Origin of the sequence: Pseudomonas sp. B14-6 (genome assembly GCF_013260315.1) — a bacterium.
GTDB classification, from domain to species: domain Bacteria; phylum Pseudomonadota; class Gammaproteobacteria; order Pseudomonadales; family Pseudomonadaceae; genus Aquipseudomonas; species Aquipseudomonas mandelii.
Genome location: NZ_CP053929.1, coordinates 585,146 through 601,672, shown reverse-complemented (window position 1 = coordinate 601,672; position 16,527 = coordinate 585,146). Strand labels below are relative to the sequence as shown.

Below are 16,527 nucleotides of genomic sequence, written 5' to 3'. Positions count from 1 at the left end.
GTCCGTGTGCGCTTATTACTGATTGAGGACGACGTGGCCCTCGGCGAGGGCATCCATCAAGCCCTGGGCCGCGAAGGTTATACCGTCGATTGGCTAAAGGACGGCACCAGCGCCTTGCACGCGCTGCTCAGTGAAACCTTTGACCTGGCGGTGCTCGACCTCGGTCTGCCGCGCATGGACGGGCTGGAAGTGCTGCGCCGCTTGCGGGACAGCGGCTCCAACCTGCCGGTGCTGATCCTCACCGCCCGGGATGCGACCGAAGACCGCATTGCCGGGCTGGACGCCGGGGCCGACGACTACCTGGTCAAACCCTTTGATCTGGCGGAACTCAAGGCTCGCCTGCGGGCCTTGTTGCGGCGCAGTGCCGGCCGCGCCCAGGTGCTGATCGAACACGCCGGCATCAGCCTGAACCCCGGCACCCAGCAAGTCAGTTACCTGGGCGAGCCGGTGGCCTTGACGCCCAAGGAATATCAGTTGCTCCACGAATTGCTCTCGCCGCCGGGCCGGGTCATGACCCGCGATCATCTGATGCAGTTGCTGTATGGCTGGAATGAAGAAGCCGAAAGCAACACCCTGGAAGTGCACATCCATCACCTGCGCAAAAAATTCTCCACCGACCTGATCCGCACCATTCGTGGTGTCGGTTACCTGGTGGAGGAGCGCCGATGACGTCGATCCGGCGCCGCACGCTCACGCTGATCATTGGACTGATGCTGGTAGGGCTGGCGGTGATCAGCCTGTTGAACCTGCACGACAGCAATCACGAAATCGCCGAAGTCTACGATGCCCAACTCGCGCAAAACGCCCGGCTGTTGCAGGGGGTGATGCGCATGCCGATGGCGAGCAAGGAACACGCCGATCTGTATCAGGCCTTCAACAAGGCGCTGGGCGAGGCCGAGCCGAGGGTCGATGGCCATCCCTATGAAACCAAGATGGCCTTTCAGGTCTGGACCCTCAACGGCGAAGTGCTGGTGCACACGGCCAGTGCGCCCTCCTTCAGCGCGCCGCCGTCGACACCCGGCTTCAGCGACGTCGTGGACCTCAACAACCGCCATTGGCGTGCGTTCCTGTTGGTAGACAAACAGAACGGTCTGAGAATCTGGGTGGGCGAACGGGACGACGTGCGTTCGGACCTGGTGGACCGGATCGTGCGCCATACCCTGGGGCCCAATGTGCTGGGCAGCCTGATTCTGGCGGCGATGATCTGGTTGGCCATCGGCTGGGGCCTCAAGCCGCTGGAAGACATGGCGGCGACCTTGCGCGCGCGGCACAGCGGTTCGCTGGAGCCTCTGCAACTGACGCCGTTGCCCAGTGAACTGGAGCCGATGCAAGCGGCGCTCAACCGCATGCTCGCGCAGATTCAGGAAGTGATGGGCCGCGAGCGGCGCTTCATCGCCGATGCCGCCCACGAAATGCGCACACCGCTGGCCGTGCTGCGTGTGCATGCGCAAAACCTGCTGGAAGCCGGAACGGAACAGGAGCGCCGTGAATCCCTGGAATTCCTGATCGCCGGCGTCGACCGCACCAGCCGCCTGGTCAATCAATTGCTGACCATGGCCCGCCTCGAACCCAAAGCCATCGCACCTGTACAGCAACGCATCGACCTGGCCGCCACCGTGCGCGACAGCCTCGTGCAGCTCACGCCGTGGTTGCTGAGCAAGAACCTTGAGCTGGCCTTCGACGTCACCGATCGCCCCTTTGAAGTGGTGGCCGACGCCGCCGCCATCGACATCGCCTTGAACAACCTGATCAGCAACGCGGCGAACTTTTCCCCGGACCATGGGGTCATCACGGTGCAACTCAGTCAGGCGGACGGCTTCTATTCGCTGAGCGTCGAGGACCAGGGGCCCGGCATCGACGAGGCGGATCGCGGGAGGTTGTTCGAACGCTTCTACAGCCGTGGCAATGCCCATGGCGCGGGTTTGGGCCTGACCATCGTCAACACCATCGCCACCCGGCTGGGCGGACGCATCACCCTGGCCAATCGCCCGGAAGGCGGCTTGCGCGCCACGCTGTCGATTCCCGACAGCCAACCCCGCGACCCACTACAGCGCACCACCCGCGAGTTGCCGCCGAATGTTTGAGTGATCCCGGCAGAATGCGGTGAGCCAGCTGGCGCCATCGCGAGCTGGCTCACTCCCACAGGAGTCTATGCTGACCACAACACTCGCGAACGACGCAGAACCCATGTAGGAGTGAGCCTGCTCGCGATGGCGGTGGCACATCCAGCCCCCCTCTCACCGCCATTCCACATTGCAGCCGTTTACAGCGGCCTCACTTTTTAACACCCGCCAAATAATGCGCCACCAACGCATTCGCATGCCCATGCCCCATTCCATGCTCATCCTTCAACCAAGCCACCATTTCCATATGCTTCTTGCCGCTCACCGTCCCGAGCAGGTCCAGCCAATGGCTGATCGGCTGGCCGTACTTTTTCTCGATGGACGGAAAATACGACGCCGGGCCTTTCACTTTTGTCTCTTCGCTCATGCTGCACGCTCCCTTGTTCGCGACGGAGTGTCGGAGGACGCTCCTTGTCTTCATCCCGAATTGAAGACCAGGACAGCTGCGCAGTCCAGCGGGAGCAAGCTCCCTCGCCACAGGGGTTGTGTTGGTTGCTTCATTGCTTGGTTGATCAGAGATCTATGATGGAGGATTGGCAGGCTATCCCATCAACAACCCCTGCTCCGTCTCGCACAACTCCACCACGTAATCCCACATCACCCGCAATCTCACCGACTTGTGCAATTCCCGCCGCGTGCTGATCCAGTAGCTGCGCTCAATGCTCTCGTCCGGAAACAGCGGCACCAGTTCCGGATCGGCGCTGGCCATGTAGCACGGCAGCACTGCGATCCCCAATCCCGACCGTGCCGCCTGTTGCTGGGCGATGACGCTGGTGCTGTGGAACACCACCTGCGGGTTGCGGCAAAAACTGTTGAGGAACATCAGTTCCTGGCTGAACAGCAAGTCATCGACGTAGCCGATCCACGCGTGGCGGCCGAGGTCTTCGCGGCTGTGCAGCGGCGGTGCCTTGTCGAGGTAGGCCTGGCTGGCGTAGAGCGCCAGGCGATAGTCGGTGAGTTTGCGCGTGACCAGCATGTCGGCGGCCGGGCGTTCAAGGTGGATGCTGATTTCGGCTTCGCGGTTGAGGATGCTGACGAAGCGCGGCACCGCCACCAGCTCCACTTCCAGTCCGGGGTAGCGTTCGAACAGCCCGTTCATGCGGCTGGCGAGGAACATGATGCCCAACCCTTCGGTCACGCCAACGCGGATCTTGCCCAGTGGCGCCGTGGACTGGGTGATTTCCTCTTGCGCCAGCAACGCGACGTTTTCCATGGCTTCGGCGTGCTTGAGCAGCGCTTCGCCGGCCGGGGTCATTTCGTAGCCCTGGGCATGCTGGACAAACAGCGCGGTGCCAAGGCTCTTTTCAATGGCCTCGATGTGCCGGGCGACGGTGGCGTGGGTGGTGTTCAAACGGCGGGCGGCGGTGAGCAAACGCCCGCTGCGTTGCAATTCGAGAAAAAACCGCAGGTCATTCCAGTCGAACATGAGTCGTCCTTGGGGCTACGCTGTTTGAGGCTGTCTGAAAACGCACAGCGGCTGCGCAAAAACTAACATTCTTTTGACGAAAGCTAACAACTAGGATGACCGACAACAAGAACAACAATACGAGGTCAGGGATGCAGACTTCCCTTGATGAATTCGACTACATCGTGGTCGGCGCCGGGCCGGCCGGTTGTTTGCTGGCCAATCGGCTGTCGGCCGACCCGCAACACCGCGTCTTGCTGCTCGAAGCCGGCGGCCGCGATAACTATGCGTGGATTCACATCCCCGTGGGTTACCTGTTCTGCATCGGCAACCCGCGCACCGACTGGTGCTTCAAGACCGAAGCGCAACCCGGCCTGCAAGGTCGCGCCCTGAGTTACCCGCGCGGCAAAGTGCTGGGCGGCTGTTCCTCGATCAACGGCATGATCTACATGCGCGGCCAGGCTGGCGACTATGACGGCTGGGCCGCTGACGGCAATCCGGGCTGGCGCTGGAACGACGTGCTGCCGCTGTTCAAGAAAAGCGAAAACCATTTTGCCGGCGACTCGCAATTTCACGGCGCCAGCGGCGACTGGCGGGTCGAGCGTCAGCGGCTGTCGTGGCCGATTCTGGATGCGTTCCGCAGCGCCGCCGAGCAAAGCGGCATTGCCAGCATCGATGACTTCAATCAGGGCGACAACGAAGGCTGCGGCTATTTTCAGGTCAACCAGAAGGCCGGGATTCGCTGGAATGCGGCCAAGGCGTTTCTCAAACCGATCCGCAATCGCGCCAATCTCACCGTGCTGACCGACGTCGAAGTGGACCGCGTGCTGCTGGAAAACGGCCGTGCTTCGGCGGTCAGCACCCGTTACCAAGGTCAGGCAAAAACCTTCAAGGCACGCAAGGAAATCGTGCTGTGCGCAGGCTCCGTCGGTTCACCGAGCATTCTGCAACGCTCCGGCATCGGCCCTCGCCCGCTCCTGGAAAAACTGGGGATCGGTGTGGCTCATGAGCTGCCGGGAGTGGGCGGCAATCTGCAGGATCACCTGCAACTGCGGCTGATCTACAAACTAGAAAACGCCCGCACCCTGAACCAGATCGCTGGCAGCGTGTGGGGCAAGATGGGCATGGGCCTGCGTTATCTGTACGACCGCAGCGGCCCGCTGTCGATGGCGCCGAGTCAGCTGGGGGCGTTTGCCCGGTCAGGACCGGAACAGACCTCGGCCAATCTCGAATACCACGTCCAACCGCTGTCGCTGGAACGCTTCGGCGAACCGCTGCACGCCTTCCCTGCTTTCACGGCGTCGGTTTGCGACCTGAGGCCACAGAGTCGCGGACGGGTGGAGATTCGTTCCGCCGATCCGCAGGAAGCGCCGCTGATTCAACCCAACTATTTAAGCCATCCAGAGGATTTGCGGGTCGCGGCCGATGCCATTCGCCTGACCCGGCGCATCGTCGCCGCCCCGGCCCTGCGAGCGTTCAAACCGGTCGAGTACTTGCCCGGCGATAGCTTGCAGACCGAAGAGGAACTGCACGAAGCCGCCGCACGAATTGGCACGACGATTTTCCATCCGGTGGGCACCTGCCGCATGGGCAACGATGTGCAGGCCGTGGTCGATGCCGAGTTGCGCGTTCACGGGATTCCCGGACTGCGCATCGCTGATGCCTCGATCATGCCGCGCATTACCTCGGGCAATACGTGCTCGCCTACGCTGATGATTGCCGAAAAGGCTGCGCTGATGATCCTCAACCCCAGCACAAGGAGCCTCAACCCGCAGAAGGAACTGCTGAGCAACCCACTGTAGGAGCGAGGCTTGCCCGCGAAGAACGATGACGCGATGTGTCAGGTCTGACGCCTTCGCGAGCAAGCTTCGCTCCTACAAAGATCGACGTACACCCGGCTTTATGAGCAACCCACTGTAGGAGCGAGGCTTGCCCGCGAAGAACGATGACGCGATGTGTCAGGTCTGACGCCTTCGCGAGCAAGCTTCGCTCCTACAAAGATCGACGTACACCCGGCTTTATGGAGCAACCCACTGTAGGAGCGAGGCTTGCCCGCGAAGAACGATGACGCGATGTGTCAGGCCTGACGCCTTCGCGAGCAAGCTTCGCTCCTACAAAGATCGACGTACACCCGGCTTTATGGAGCAACCCACTGTAGGAGCGAGGCTTGCCCGCGAAGAACGATGACGCGGTGTGTCAGGTTTGACGCCTTCGCGAGCAAGCTTCGCTCCTACGAAGATCGACGTACACCCGGCTTTATGGAGCAACCCACTGTAGGAACGAGGCTTGCCCGCGAAGAACGATGACGCGATGTGTCAGGCCTGACGCCTTCGCGAGCAAGCTTCGCTCCTACAAAGATCGACGTACACCCGGCTTTATGGAGCAACCCACTGTAGGAACGAGGCTTGCCCGCGAAGAACGATGACGCGGTGTGTCAGGTCTGACGCCTTCGCGAGCAAGCTTCGCTCCTACAAAGATCGACGTACACCCGGCTTTATGGAGCAACCCACTGTAGGAGCGAGGCTTGCCCGCGAAGAACGATGACGTGGTGTGTCAGGTTTGACGCCTTCGCGAGCAAGCTTCGTTCCTACGAAGATCGACGTACACCCGGCTTTATGGAGCAACCCACTGTAGGAGCGAGGCTTGCCCGCGAAGAACGATGACGCGGTGTGTCAGGTCTGACGCCTTCGCGAGCAAGCTTCGCGCCTACAAAGATCGACGTACACCCGGCTTTATGGATAAACGCGGCGCCCGCCCACAAGGCTGGCGCCGACAGTGGAACAACAAAAACAATCACTGTGAGGGATACCGATATGTCAGAACATGTTCAGCCCCTGGATGCCACGCTCAGCGTCGACACCAGCCCCGATACCCGCAAAGTCATCTTCGCGTCGTCACTCGGGACGGTGTTCGAGTGGTACGACTTTTTCCTCTACGGCGCCCTCGCGGCGGTGATCAGCAAGCAGTTTTTCGCCGGGGTCAACGACACCACGGCGTTTATCTTTGCGCTGATGGCCTTCGCCGCCGGTTTCATCGTGCGGCCCTTCGGCGCGTTGGTGTTCGGACGGCTGGGGGACATGATCGGGCGTAAATACACGTTCCTCGCGACCATCGTCCTCATGGGCCTGGCGACCTTCTGTGTCGGGCTGCTGCCGACTTATGCGAGCATCGGCATCGCCGCGCCAATCATCCTCGTGGTGTTGCGCATGCTTCAGGGCCTGGCCCTGGGCGGTGAGTACGGCGGCGCTGCCACTTACGTCGCCGAACACGCGCCGATGGGCAAGCGCGGTTTCCACACCAGCTGGATTCAGTCCACCGCCACCCTCGGCCTGTTGCTGTCGCTGCTGGTGGTGCTTGGCTGCCGTTATTTCACCGGCGACCAGTTTGAAGTCTGGGGCTGGCGCATTCCGTTTCTGTTTTCCATCGTGCTGTTGGGCATCTCGACCTGGATTCGCTTGAGCCTGCACGAGTCGCCGGCCTTCGTGAAAATGAAAGAGGAAGGCAAACTCTGCAAGTCGCCGCTGCGCGATTCCTTCGGTAAATGGGAAAACCTCAAAGTCGTACTGATCGCCCTGTTCAGCATCAACGCCGGGCAAGCGGTGACCTTCTACGCCGCACAGTTCTATGTGCTGTTTTTCCTCACGCAGTTCCTGAAGATGGACCCGGCGTTGGCCAACAGTCTGCTGATTGTCAGCGTGATCATCGGCGCGCCGTTCTTCATCTTTTTTGGCTGGCTGTCGGACAAGGTCGGGCGCAAACCGGTGCTGATGATTGGTCTGTTGCTGGCGACTGCGTTGTACTTCCCGATCTTCAAGTCCATCGCCCACTACGCCAACCCGGCCATCGACCAGGCCAGCCGTCAGGCACCGATTACCGTACTGGCCGACCCGGCCACCTGCACCTTCCAGTTCGACCCGGTGGGCAAGGCGAAATTTGACAGCCCGTGCGACAAGGTCAAAACCTTCCTGGTGAAGCAGGGCCTGCCCTACACGAGCGAAGCCGCACCGGCCGGCAGCGACGTGCAGGTCAGCGTCGGTGACGTGAAACTGGATGGCTTCGACGAAGCAGCCCTGCGCGGTGCGGTGACCTTGGCGGGGTATCCGTCACAAGCCGATACGCAACAGGTCAACAAGCCCATGATCGTGGGACTGATGGTGGTGCTGATCATCATTTCCGCCATGTGTTACGGCCCGTTGGCAGCGCTGATGGTCGAACTGTTCCCGACCCGTATCCGCTACACCTCGATGTCCCTGCCGTACCACATTGGTAACGGCTGGTTTGGCGGCTTCCTGCCGACCGTGTCGTTTGCCTTGGTGGTGTATACCGGGGACATCTTCTACGGGCTGTGGTACCCGGTGGTGATTACCGCGGTGAGCCTGGTGGTGGGGATGATCTGTCTGCGTGAGACCAAAAACGTGGATCTGGACACTAACTGAGTCCACCACAATCCCCTGTGGCGAGGGAGCTTGCTCCCGCTGGCCTGCGTAGCAGGCCCAAACCAGCCGCCTCGGTGTGTCAGAACAATCGAGTCGGCTGGATTGGGGTGGCTTCGCCACCCAGCGGGAGCAAGCTCCCTCGCCACAGGTTAAGCTCAACGATCTCTACAGCCCCGACACTCACCAGACCGAGGCCCCATGATCATTTCATCCGCATCCGACTACCGCGAGGCAGCACGTCGCAAACTCCCGCGTTTTCTGTTCGATTACATCGATGGCGGGGCGTATGCCGAGCATACGCTACGGGCCAACAGCGCCGACCTGGCGGGCATCAGCCTGCGTCAGCGGATTCTGAAAAACGTCGAAACCCTGAGCCTGGAAACCACCCTCTTCGATCAGCCCCTATCAATGCCCGTCATATTGGCGCCGGTCGGCCTGACGGGCATGTTCGCCCGCCGGGGTGAGGTGCAGGCGGTCAGAGCGGCGGAGAAAAAAGGTATTCCGCTGTGTCTTTCAACCGTATCGGTGTGTTCGATCGAGGAAGTCGTGGCGCAGAGCCAGCAAGCCATCTGGTTTCAGCTGTACGTGCTCAAAGACCGGGGCTTCATGAAAAACGCCCTGGAGCGAGCGAAGGCCGCCGGGGTGAAAAACCTGGTGTTTACTGTCGACATGCCGACCCCGGGGGCCCGCTACCGGGATGCGCATTCGGGCATGTCCGGGCCTTTTGCGTCATCGCGACGCATGCTTCAGGCCATGACACGCCCCGACTGGGCGTTCAACGTTGGGGTCATGGGCCGCCCGCACGACCTGGGCAACATCTCGAAGTACCTGGGCAAAGCCGTCACGCTTGAAGACTACATGGGCTGGCTGGCCAATAACTTCGACCCGTCGATCAGCTGGAGTGATCTGGAGTGGATTCGTGATTTCTGGAAAGGCCCGATGATCATCAAAGGCATCCTCGACCCGCAGGACGCCAGGGACGCGGTGAGCTTTGGCGCGGATGGCATCGTGGTGTCGAACCATGGGGGACGGCAGCTCGACGGCGTCCTTTCTACCGCCCAGGCATTGCCGCCGATCATGCAAGCGGTGGGCAATGACCTGACGGTGCTGGTCGACTCGGGTATTCGCTCGGGGCTGGATGTGGTGCGGATGCTGGCCATGGGCGCCAAAGGTGTATTGCTGGGGCGATCCATGGCTTATGCGCTGGCGGCCGATGGTCAACGCGGGGTGGAGAACATGCTGGATATTTTCGCCAAGGAAATGCGCGTGGCCATGACCCTGACCGGGGTCACTTCGATTGGGCAGATTGATGAATCGACGTTGGTGGGGGCTGTTCGCTGAAATGAACACGCCCCATCAGTGTGGGCATTTGCTCACCTGATCACCTCTTCAGCCAATTAAAAACCTGTGGCGAGGGAGCTTGCTCCCGCTTGAGTGCGCAGCACTCACAAAAATCGGTAGCGTTGCCCTGTTTTTGGGGCCGCTACGCAGCCCAGCGGGAGCAAGCTCCCTAGCCACTAAAGCAGGTAGGCCTGAAAAATCGCGCGTGAGTGAGCAGCATTGCCGTCAATGCCGAACCTCACTCAACGTCTTTGAGCACCTCAAACGTAACCTGATCGGGATAGAACGCCACATACCCGCGAATCTGATCGACCGACACTTTGGGGTCTTCATAGCGCCACACCGCGTTGGCGCCCTCATGCCCCGGGATTTGCAGGCTGTAATACGTGGCGTCGCCCTTGTACGGGCAATAGGTCGTGTGGTCGGTGCGGGCGAAATACTGTTCGTCGATGTCCTCCCAGGGCACGTAGTACACCGGAGGATAATTGGCCTCCAGCAGCACCCGTGCGCGCGAGGAAGCGGCCACTTGAATACCGTGAAATTTCACCAACAGACAGCCCGGCTGCATGGCGATGGTGATGACAGGACTGGGACCGGTGCTTTTCATGGAATACGTGCCTCATGAAGGTGATGGACCTGTGGGAGCGTGCGGTACGGTGATCCGGCTTGCCCGCGATGGGTCGCGCAGCGGCCCCGAAACCTGAGACTGCGAATGTCAGGTATAACCCAAATTTCGTCAGCACGACGGCCCCGCAGCCGAACGGGCCGTTTTGACTGGCGCAAACAAACGCAACAGCTTTGCTGTACATCCATACAGATAATGATTGATCCCTTGCTCATCACCCGCCATTCTGTGCGCCTCTTGCACACTTGATGAACGATGGTGGTTATGCAGCTGTACCTCTGTGAAAAACCTTCCCAGGCCAAAGACATCGCGGCAGTGCTCGGCGCCAAGCGTCGGGGCGACGGTTGCTGGCTGGGAACGGACGTCACGGTGACCTGGTGCATCGGCCATCTGCTGGAAACCGCGCCGCCGGACGCCTACGACGCGCGCTACAAGCGTTGGGTGCTGGCGGATCTGCCGATCATTCCGGAAAAATGGAAGATGACGGTCAAACCGCGCACCGCCAGCCAGTACAAGGCCGTCAAACGCCTGCTGGGCGAGGCTGACGAGCTGGTGATTGCCACTGACGCCGACCGTGAGGGCGAGATGATTGCCCGGGAACTGGTCGAGCATTGCCGCTATCGCGGGCCGATCCGGCGCCTGTGGCTGTCGGCGCTGGACGATGCGTCGATACGCAAGGCGCTGGCGGCGCTCAAACCGGGAGCCGAAACTTTCAGCCTTTATCATTCGGCGCTGGGACGTTCCCGGGCCGACTGGTTGATCGGGATGAACATGAGCCGCTTGTTCACGTTACTGGGCCGTCAGTCCGGTTATCAGGGCGTGTTGCCGGTGGGCCGGGTGCAGACACCGACCTTGCGGCTGGTGGTGGATCGTGACCGCAGCATTGCCGATTTCGTACCGGTGGCCTATTGGGCCATCGACGTGCAGCTGTTGCATGACGGCACGGCGTTCACCGCCCAGTGGCGCGCGGCATCCGACGTCTGTGACGATCAGGATCGTTGCCTGAATCAGCCGCTGGCCCAGCAAGCGGCTGCGGCCATCAGCAGCGCGGCGAGTGCCCGGGTGATCAAGTTGCGCACCGAGCGAATGCGTGAAGTCGCGCCGTTGCCGTTCGACCTGGGCACGTTGCAGGAAGTCTGTTCGAAGAAGCTCGGGCTCGGCGCCCAGGAAACCCTCGACATCGCTCAGGCGCTCTACGAAACCCACAAAGTCATCACCTACCCGCGCAGCGATTGCGGTTTCCTGCCGCTGAGCCAGCACAATGAAGCCCCGGGCATTCTCGCCGCGCTCCGGCAGGCCGATCCGTCCCTGAACGCCTTGAACGATCACCTGGAGCCACAGCGCCGTTCACGGGCCTGGAACGACGCCAAGGTCACGGCTCACCACGGCATCATCCCGACGGCGGCGGCCAAGCATCTCGATCGACTGGTGGGCAAGCAACGGGCGGTCTACACCCTGATCCGCGCACGCTATCTGGCGCAGTTCCTGCCCAACCATGAATACGACCGCACCCAGGCCGACTTCGACTGCGCCGGTGAAGCCTTGCGCGCCGTCGGCAAGCAGATCGTCGAGCCCGGCTGGAAACGCGCCCTGCCCGAGGCGCTCGCCCCGGCCAAGGGTCGCGAGGCACCCGCACCGCAAACACTCCCGGCATTGGCCGAAGGGTGTGACTGCGCGGTGGCCGACGTGAAGCTCAAGGACCTCTGGACGCAACCGCCCAAGCCATTCACCGAAGGCGACCTGATCAAAGCGATGAAGAGCGTCGCCAAACTGGTGGAAGACCCGCTGCTCAAACAGAAGCTCAAGGACACCACCGGCATTGGCACCGAGGCGACACGCGCCTCGATCATCCAGGGCCTGCTCGACCGTGGTTACCTGATCAAGAACGGCAAGGCCCTGGCCGCGACCCCGGCGGCCTTCAGCCTGATCGATGCGGTGCCGCGCGCCATCGCCGACCCCGGCACCACGGCCATCTGGGAACAGGCGCTGGACATGGTGCAAAGCGGCGAGATGAGCCTGGAAGAATTCGTCACCAAACAGGCCGCGTGGATGAGCAAACAGGTCGCCCGTTGCGCCGGCCTGAGCCTGACCATCAGCGGGCCGGCGAGCCCGGCCGGTCGTGGCGCCACTCCGTGGAAAAACAAACGAAAGCCCGCCAAGCGCAAGCCGTCGACAGGCGCCAAACGCGCGGCGAAACCGGCCAGTAAAGCTTGAGGGCACTTCGAACGGACCGTAATGGTCTAGTGTTCTTCAAGCCCGGCGATGGCCCCATTTTCTGAAACGGCATCGCAGCCTCGTTTCAATCGACAGCTGCTACAGGAATCTTGTTTATGATTATCGTGCACCACCTCAACAACTCCCGCTCCCAGCGGATTCTCTGGTTGCTGGAAGAACTGGCCATTCCTTATGAGCTGAAACGCTATCAGCGCGACCCGAAAACCAATCTGGCACCGCCGGAATTGAAAGCGATCAACGCCCTGGGCAAATCGCCGGTCATCGAAGATGGCGCGCAGAAATTGATCGAGTCCTCTGCGATCATCGATTACCTGATCCGTCGTCATGGCCAGGGGCGCCTGCAACCCGATCCGTCTACCCCGCCTATGACGAATACGTCCAGTGGCTGCACTTCGCCGAAGGCTCGGCCATGCTGCCACTGATGCTGAACCTGTACGTCGGGCGCCTGGGTGAAGCCGGTGCGCCACTGCATCCGCGCATCAACTCCGAAGTGGCCAACTACCTTGGCTACCTCGACACAGCCTTGAGCCAGTCCGATTATTTGCTGGGTGACGAATTCAGCGCCGCCGATATCCAGATGAGCTTTATCGGCGAGATTGCCCGCGCCCAAGGCAAGCTGGGCAACTACCCTCATGTAGCGGCCTGGGTTGATCGCTTCCAGGCACGTCCTGCTTACGCCGCGGCGTTGAAGACGGGTGGGACATACGACTTCGCTCCGCACTGAGTGATCCCGAAAGAGCCACGGACGGCCCTTCGATCTGGAGAAAACCCAGCATGCCCTCGATAGAACTGCATGCCGCACACCGCGACGAACTGGAAACGATTGAAAACCTGATGCAGTTCTACATGCATGACTTCAGCGAGTTTCTACCGCTGAAACTCGGCGAGCACGGTTTCTTCGACATCCGATCCAACCAAGATTACTGGCGCAAGCCTGGGACCCAGCCATTTCTGATCAAGGTGGACGGTGAACTCGCCGGTTTCGTGACCGTGGACGACGACACGCATATCGACGGCGCCGAGCACAACATCGGCTACTTGTTTGTCAGTCGGCGCTTTCGTGGCCAAGGTGTCGCGAAGTTTGTCGTGTCCACCCTCTTGAGCCGGATCCCCGGTCAATGGCAGATTTTCCACATCGACGTGAACGTGCCTGCACGGCGCTTCTGGGCCAAGGTGATGCCCGAGTTCGCAGGCGATGAATTCACCCTGCATCAACGGTCGGTAGACGGTTATCCCTGCACCTTCTATCGCTTCCAACATCTGCTGCCGTCGTCCTGACCCGGGCGTTGCGTCGCTGCTTTTTAATTCCAAAGCGCTTTGTCCGACAATATGTAGTGACTAAAAATAATCACTACATAACGGTTGACGCCTCCGATTTGCCCTTGCATGATGCAGACATCTCCCCGATCGGGAGTACAGCAACATGTTTGAGCAAGCTCGTCTGACCGCCGAGCTGTTTTTCCCGGATACACGCTGCCCACAAGGCAGATTGAAGAAGCTGACCTGGCCCGAACGTCCAGTACAAGGACGAGAAGCGCTGGCGATCAATCCTCATGAAGCTTGTGGCCGACCCTAAAAAGTCGGCGGTGGCCTCCAGGTTTTCGCTGCTTCTCTTCGTTGTGACGCTATTGCGTAGCAGTTATTCAACACGACTACATGCAACAGACGCGAGACCCCGTCGAATTGACGGCTGACCGCTGACGTCCTGGTTTCGGTGCCAGGGATCAACTAACCGATGGGCTACCTGTATTAGCGAATCAACTTTGAAAGATCACCAAATGGTCAAGGGGCATATTATGAATCTGAACAATCAACCTACTATCGATGAACTGGCTCGTATCTTCGCTGCGCAAAAAGACAGCCACGACAGCCACATTCTGTGGATCAGCAAATCGGGCCAGGTTCATATCGATTGCCTGTCGCCACACGCCCATGAAGCGGAGTTCGACCAGAACAACCAGAACCTGCTGGCCCGACTGAAGATGTACCGTCGCGGCCAAGGCTATGTCGGCAAGAAAGCCGCAGCCGACAAGGACTTCATCGGTAATGTTCTGCAAACGCTGAAACAGGCGTGGGCCTCGATGCAGAACCAGAACGAAGTTCGGGTGATTGACCGGTTCTACTGATATCTCCCCCCGCTGCTCCTCTATAAAAAAGGCCCCGCTCGTAATATCGAGCGGGGCTTTTTTTGTTTGTCTCGTGCGCGGCAAATGCAGCTATCGTTAAGCGTATTCGCTGCTGTGCCCATGGAGACTTGCGATGAAAAATGCCCTGACAACCCTGCTGTTACTGACAATGGCAAATGTTGCCCACGCAGACAGCATCCCCAACCTTCCTTCATTTGATGTGATTTGCCCCGGCAATATTGCCGTCCATGCAGATCAGGAGGGTCCGGTAACAATCAATGACAAAGATGCCGTTACCAAAGCCATCAACGAGCGCAGTTTTGAAGCCAAGGGTTCGGGCGTCACGATCTTAATCATTCTCGCCGATGACGACTCGGTGACCGTGAGCTCCACGGGCAAAGCCCCCAATGGCATCTGCCAATCACTGGACGACTGACTCCGTCGCCACCGCGCCCAACACCAGATTCATAAAGGCCACCGACGCCGCGCTGTGATAGTTGTTCTTGCGTCGAAGCAGCGCCGCCCCGCGTGTAGGCGCGTCCCCCAGCAACGGAATTTTGCGCAGTGCCCGGTCCTGGGTGGCAATCGGTTCGGGAAGAATGGTGGCGATAGCCGTGTGCCGAATCACCTCCAGCAAGGTGCTCACCGAATTCACCTCAATCACCACCTTCGGCGTGATCTGCTCCTGCGCAAAATAGTCATCGATGCGGGTGCGGGTGACGAAGTCCGGGGCCAGCAGCGCAAAATCCAACTGCGCCACCTCTTCAGCGGACAACGCGGCTCGCCGTTCATATAGCGGGTGATCCCGTCCCACCATCACCCCCAGGGTTTCGGTAAATGCCGGGATCGATTCGATGTCGGCGTTTCTCACCTGAGTAAATGCGATGGCGATGTCCAGCGAGTCATCCACCAGCCCCGCCTCGATGTCGTCCATCGACAACTCGAAAATCTGCAGATGGATGTTCGGATACCGCGCCACGTAATCGCGCACCAACGGCCCCACCAGATACGCCATGAACGTTGGCGTCATCGCCAGGCGCAAGGTGCCGCGCGACAAGTCCTTCACATCATGCAGCGCCCGTTTGCCGGCTTCCAGTTCCACCAATACCCGACGTGCACACTCGATGTAGGCCTGCCCCGCATCGGTCGGCTTGACCCTGCGCGACGTTCGGTCGAACAGGCTCACGCCCAGGGTTTCTTCAAGCTGGCGGATTTGCTGGGACAGGGTCGGTTGTGAAACGTGCAGCGCCTCGGCGGCGCGGGTGAAGCCGCCGTGGTCGGCAACCGCCAGCAAATAACGCAGATGTCGCAGCAGCATGGGGCTCACCATCTATAGGCAGGACTTATGCAACGCATTGTATATCGGTCTTGGACGCTATGGATCAATCGGCAGAAGATTGCTTCACACCCAAGCAACACAACCCCGATAGGAGAAACACTATGCAACAGTCCCACGCTTACAACGACACCAGTCTCGAGCTGACCGCCAAAATCCTCGACGCCAAAGCGCGCAAAAACCTGTCCTTCGCAGACATGGCCGAGGGCACCGGCCTGAGCCTGGCCTACGTCACCGCCGCCCTGCTCGGCCAACACCCGCTGCCAGAAAAAGCCGCCAAAGTGGTTGGCGAAAAACTGGACCTGGACGCCGACGCCGTGGCCCGCCTGCAAATCATCCCGCTGCGCGGCAGCCTCTCAGGCGTTCCAACCGACCCGACCATCTACCGTTTCCACGAGATGATCCAGATCTACGGCACCACGTTGAAAGCCCTGGTTCACGAACAGTTCGGCGACGGCATCATCAGCGCGATCAACTTCAAGCTGGACATGAAGAAAGTCGAAGACCCGGAAGGCGGCCACCGCGCAGTCATCACCCTCGACGGCAAGTTCCTGCCCCTGCGTCCTTTCTAAGTTGAACCGGTCCGCACTCCGGTGCGGGCCAGACCCAACACCCCACACACTTTGTCAGCCACCACACTCGTCTGGAGGATGCCCCATGAAAAAAATGATGCTGGCTCTTTGTTTGATCGCGGGCGTATCGGCCCAGGTTCAAGCCCAGGACGCAGCCGTTGCCTATCAATACGGCATGAGCCTGGACATCGCCCACGTCGTGGCAATCACCCCGACCGCCGATGTCTGCGGCGTGGTCCCGGTGGAAATGACGTACCAGGATTCCAAAGGCACCACTCACATTCTGCAATTCAGCGAATTCGGAACCGGTTGCTCGAGCTGAGTAGCC

Annotated in this window: 15 protein-coding genes and 1 pseudogene; 12 read left to right on the top strand and 4 right to left on the bottom strand. The window is 60.3% G+C overall.

What is annotated here, in order from left to right; all coding sequences use genetic code 11:
- Positions 1–6: 6 nt before the first annotated feature.
- Positions 7–669, top strand: a complete 663-nt coding sequence (locus tag HP062_RS02795) for a response regulator (RefSeq protein WP_010459585.1) — start codon at positions 7–9, stop codon at positions 667–669.
- On the top strand, positions 666–2,084 hold the full coding sequence (locus HP062_RS02790; RefSeq protein WP_172790781.1) for an ATP-binding protein: 1,419 nt from the start codon (positions 666–668) through the stop codon (positions 2,082–2,084). Before HP062_RS02795 ends, HP062_RS02790 begins: the two co-directional genes overlap by 4 nt.
- A gap of 190 nt (positions 2,085–2,274) precedes the next feature.
- Here HP062_RS02790 and HP062_RS02785 read toward each other — a convergent pair whose 3' ends face one another.
- Positions 2,275–2,490, bottom strand: coding sequence for a DUF4287 domain-containing protein (locus HP062_RS02785; protein WP_172790780.1), 216 nt, complete (start codon positions 2,488–2,490; stop codon positions 2,275–2,277).
- Positions 2,491–2,664: 174 nt separating this feature from the next.
- Positions 2,665–3,549 (bottom strand): LysR family transcriptional regulator, encoded by an 885-nt coding sequence (locus HP062_RS02780; RefSeq protein ID WP_172790779.1) that lies wholly within the window; start codon positions 3,547–3,549, stop codon positions 2,665–2,667.
- Between the two features lie 131 nt (positions 3,550–3,680).
- On the opposite strand from HP062_RS02780, the gene HP062_RS02775 reads away from it, so the two are divergent.
- The 3 genes from HP062_RS02775 to lldD all read left to right on the top strand — a co-directional run bounded on the left by HP062_RS02775 (position 3,681) and on the right by lldD (position 9,305).
- Complete coding sequence (locus tag HP062_RS02775) at positions 3,681–5,330, top strand: GMC family oxidoreductase (protein WP_077750502.1); 1,650 nt, start codon at positions 3,681–3,683, stop codon at positions 5,328–5,330.
- Between the two features lie 1,011 nt (positions 5,331–6,341).
- On the top strand, positions 6,342–7,964 hold the full coding sequence (locus HP062_RS02770; protein ID WP_077750152.1) for an MFS transporter: 1,623 nt from the start codon (positions 6,342–6,344) through the stop codon (positions 7,962–7,964).
- Between the two features lie 198 nt (positions 7,965–8,162).
- Positions 8,163–9,305, top strand: a complete 1,143-nt coding sequence (lldD, locus tag HP062_RS02765; protein WP_077750151.1) for an FMN-dependent L-lactate dehydrogenase LldD — start codon at positions 8,163–8,165, stop codon at positions 9,303–9,305.
- A 238-nt stretch (positions 9,306–9,543) separates the two neighbouring features.
- Here lldD and HP062_RS02760 read toward each other — a convergent pair whose 3' ends face one another.
- Complete coding sequence (locus HP062_RS02760; protein WP_077750150.1) at positions 9,544–9,912, bottom strand: DUF427 domain-containing protein; 369 nt, start codon at positions 9,910–9,912, stop codon at positions 9,544–9,546.
- Between the two features lie 282 nt (positions 9,913–10,194).
- Here HP062_RS02760 and HP062_RS02755 point away from each other — a divergent pair, with 282 nt between their 5' ends.
- The 5 genes and pseudogenes from HP062_RS02755 to HP062_RS02735 all read left to right on the top strand — a co-directional run bounded on the left by HP062_RS02755 (position 10,195) and on the right by HP062_RS02735 (position 14,727).
- Positions 10,195–12,144 (top strand): DNA topoisomerase III, encoded by a 1,950-nt coding sequence (locus HP062_RS02755; protein ID WP_172790778.1) that lies wholly within the window; start codon positions 10,195–10,197, stop codon positions 12,142–12,144.
- Between the two features lie 116 nt (positions 12,145–12,260).
- A pseudogene (locus tag HP062_RS02750) lies at positions 12,261–12,889 on the top strand (glutathione S-transferase family protein).
- A 50-nt stretch (positions 12,890–12,939) separates the two neighbouring features.
- Positions 12,940–13,443, top strand: a complete 504-nt coding sequence (locus HP062_RS02745) for a GNAT family N-acetyltransferase (RefSeq protein ID WP_154504378.1) — start codon at positions 12,940–12,942, stop codon at positions 13,441–13,443.
- A gap of 518 nt (positions 13,444–13,961) precedes the next feature.
- Complete coding sequence (locus HP062_RS02740; RefSeq protein WP_042932832.1) at positions 13,962–14,291, top strand: hypothetical protein; 330 nt, start codon at positions 13,962–13,964, stop codon at positions 14,289–14,291.
- 133 nt (positions 14,292–14,424) lie between these two features.
- Entirely contained in the window at positions 14,425–14,727 is a 303-nt protein-coding gene (locus HP062_RS02735) for a hypothetical protein (protein ID WP_077750146.1), read from the top strand.
- Here the strand turns inward: HP062_RS02735 and cynR are convergent.
- Positions 14,713–15,609 carry a transcriptional regulator CynR gene (cynR, locus tag HP062_RS02730; protein WP_172790777.1) on the bottom strand — a complete coding sequence of 299 codons (897 nt, stop codon included), beginning with the start codon at positions 15,607–15,609 and terminating at the stop codon, positions 14,713–14,715. The genes HP062_RS02735 and cynR overlap by 15 nt on opposite strands.
- A 122-nt stretch (positions 15,610–15,731) precedes the next feature.
- Here cynR and cynS point away from each other — a divergent pair, with 122 nt between their 5' ends.
- Both cynS and HP062_RS02720 read left to right on the top strand, forming a co-directional pair.
- On the top strand, positions 15,732–16,199 hold the full coding sequence (cynS, locus tag HP062_RS02725; protein WP_010459558.1) for a cyanase: 468 nt from the start codon (positions 15,732–15,734) through the stop codon (positions 16,197–16,199).
- A gap of 85 nt (positions 16,200–16,284) precedes the next feature.
- On the top strand, positions 16,285–16,521 hold the full coding sequence (locus HP062_RS02720; RefSeq protein ID WP_172790776.1) for a DUF2790 domain-containing protein: 237 nt from the start codon (positions 16,285–16,287) through the stop codon (positions 16,519–16,521).
- The last annotated feature ends 6 nt before the right edge of the window (positions 16,522–16,527 follow it).

Bases quoted from the DNA above. Each gene is read 5' to 3' on its own strand.
- HP062_RS02745 (WP_154504378.1), top strand. From the start codon at position 12,940: ATGCCCTCGATAGAACTGCATGCCGCACACCGCGACGAACTGGAAACG.
- HP062_RS02780 (WP_172790779.1), bottom strand. From the start codon at position 3,549: ATGTTCGACTGGAATGACCTGCGGTTTTTTCTCGAATTGCAACGCAGC.
- lldD (WP_077750151.1), top strand. From the start codon at position 8,163: ATGATCATTTCATCCGCATCCGACTACCGCGAGGCAGCACGTCGCAAA.
- cynR (WP_172790777.1), bottom strand. From the start codon at position 15,609: ATGCTGCTGCGACATCTGCGTTATTTGCTGGCGGTTGCCGACCACGGC.
- HP062_RS02760 (WP_077750150.1), bottom strand. From the start codon at position 9,912: ATGAAAAGCACCGGTCCCAGTCCTGTCATCACCATCGCCATGCAGCCG.
- HP062_RS02755 (WP_172790778.1), top strand. From the start codon at position 10,195: ATGCAGCTGTACCTCTGTGAAAAACCTTCCCAGGCCAAAGACATCGCG.
- HP062_RS02740 (WP_042932832.1), top strand. From the start codon at position 13,962: ATGAATCTGAACAATCAACCTACTATCGATGAACTGGCTCGTATCTTC.
- HP062_RS02785 (WP_172790780.1), bottom strand. From the start codon at position 2,490: ATGAGCGAAGAGACAAAAGTGAAAGGCCCGGCGTCGTATTTTCCGTCC.
- cynS (WP_010459558.1), top strand. From the start codon at position 15,732: ATGCAACAGTCCCACGCTTACAACGACACCAGTCTCGAGCTGACCGCC.
- HP062_RS02720 (WP_172790776.1), top strand. From the start codon at position 16,285: ATGAAAAAAATGATGCTGGCTCTTTGTTTGATCGCGGGCGTATCGGCC.
- HP062_RS02775 (WP_077750502.1), top strand. From the start codon at position 3,681: ATGCAGACTTCCCTTGATGAATTCGACTACATCGTGGTCGGCGCCGGG.
- HP062_RS02790 (WP_172790781.1), top strand. From the start codon at position 666: ATGACGTCGATCCGGCGCCGCACGCTCACGCTGATCATTGGACTGATG.
- HP062_RS02735 (WP_077750146.1), top strand. From the start codon at position 14,425: ATGAAAAATGCCCTGACAACCCTGCTGTTACTGACAATGGCAAATGTT.
- HP062_RS02770 (WP_077750152.1), top strand. From the start codon at position 6,342: ATGTCAGAACATGTTCAGCCCCTGGATGCCACGCTCAGCGTCGACACC.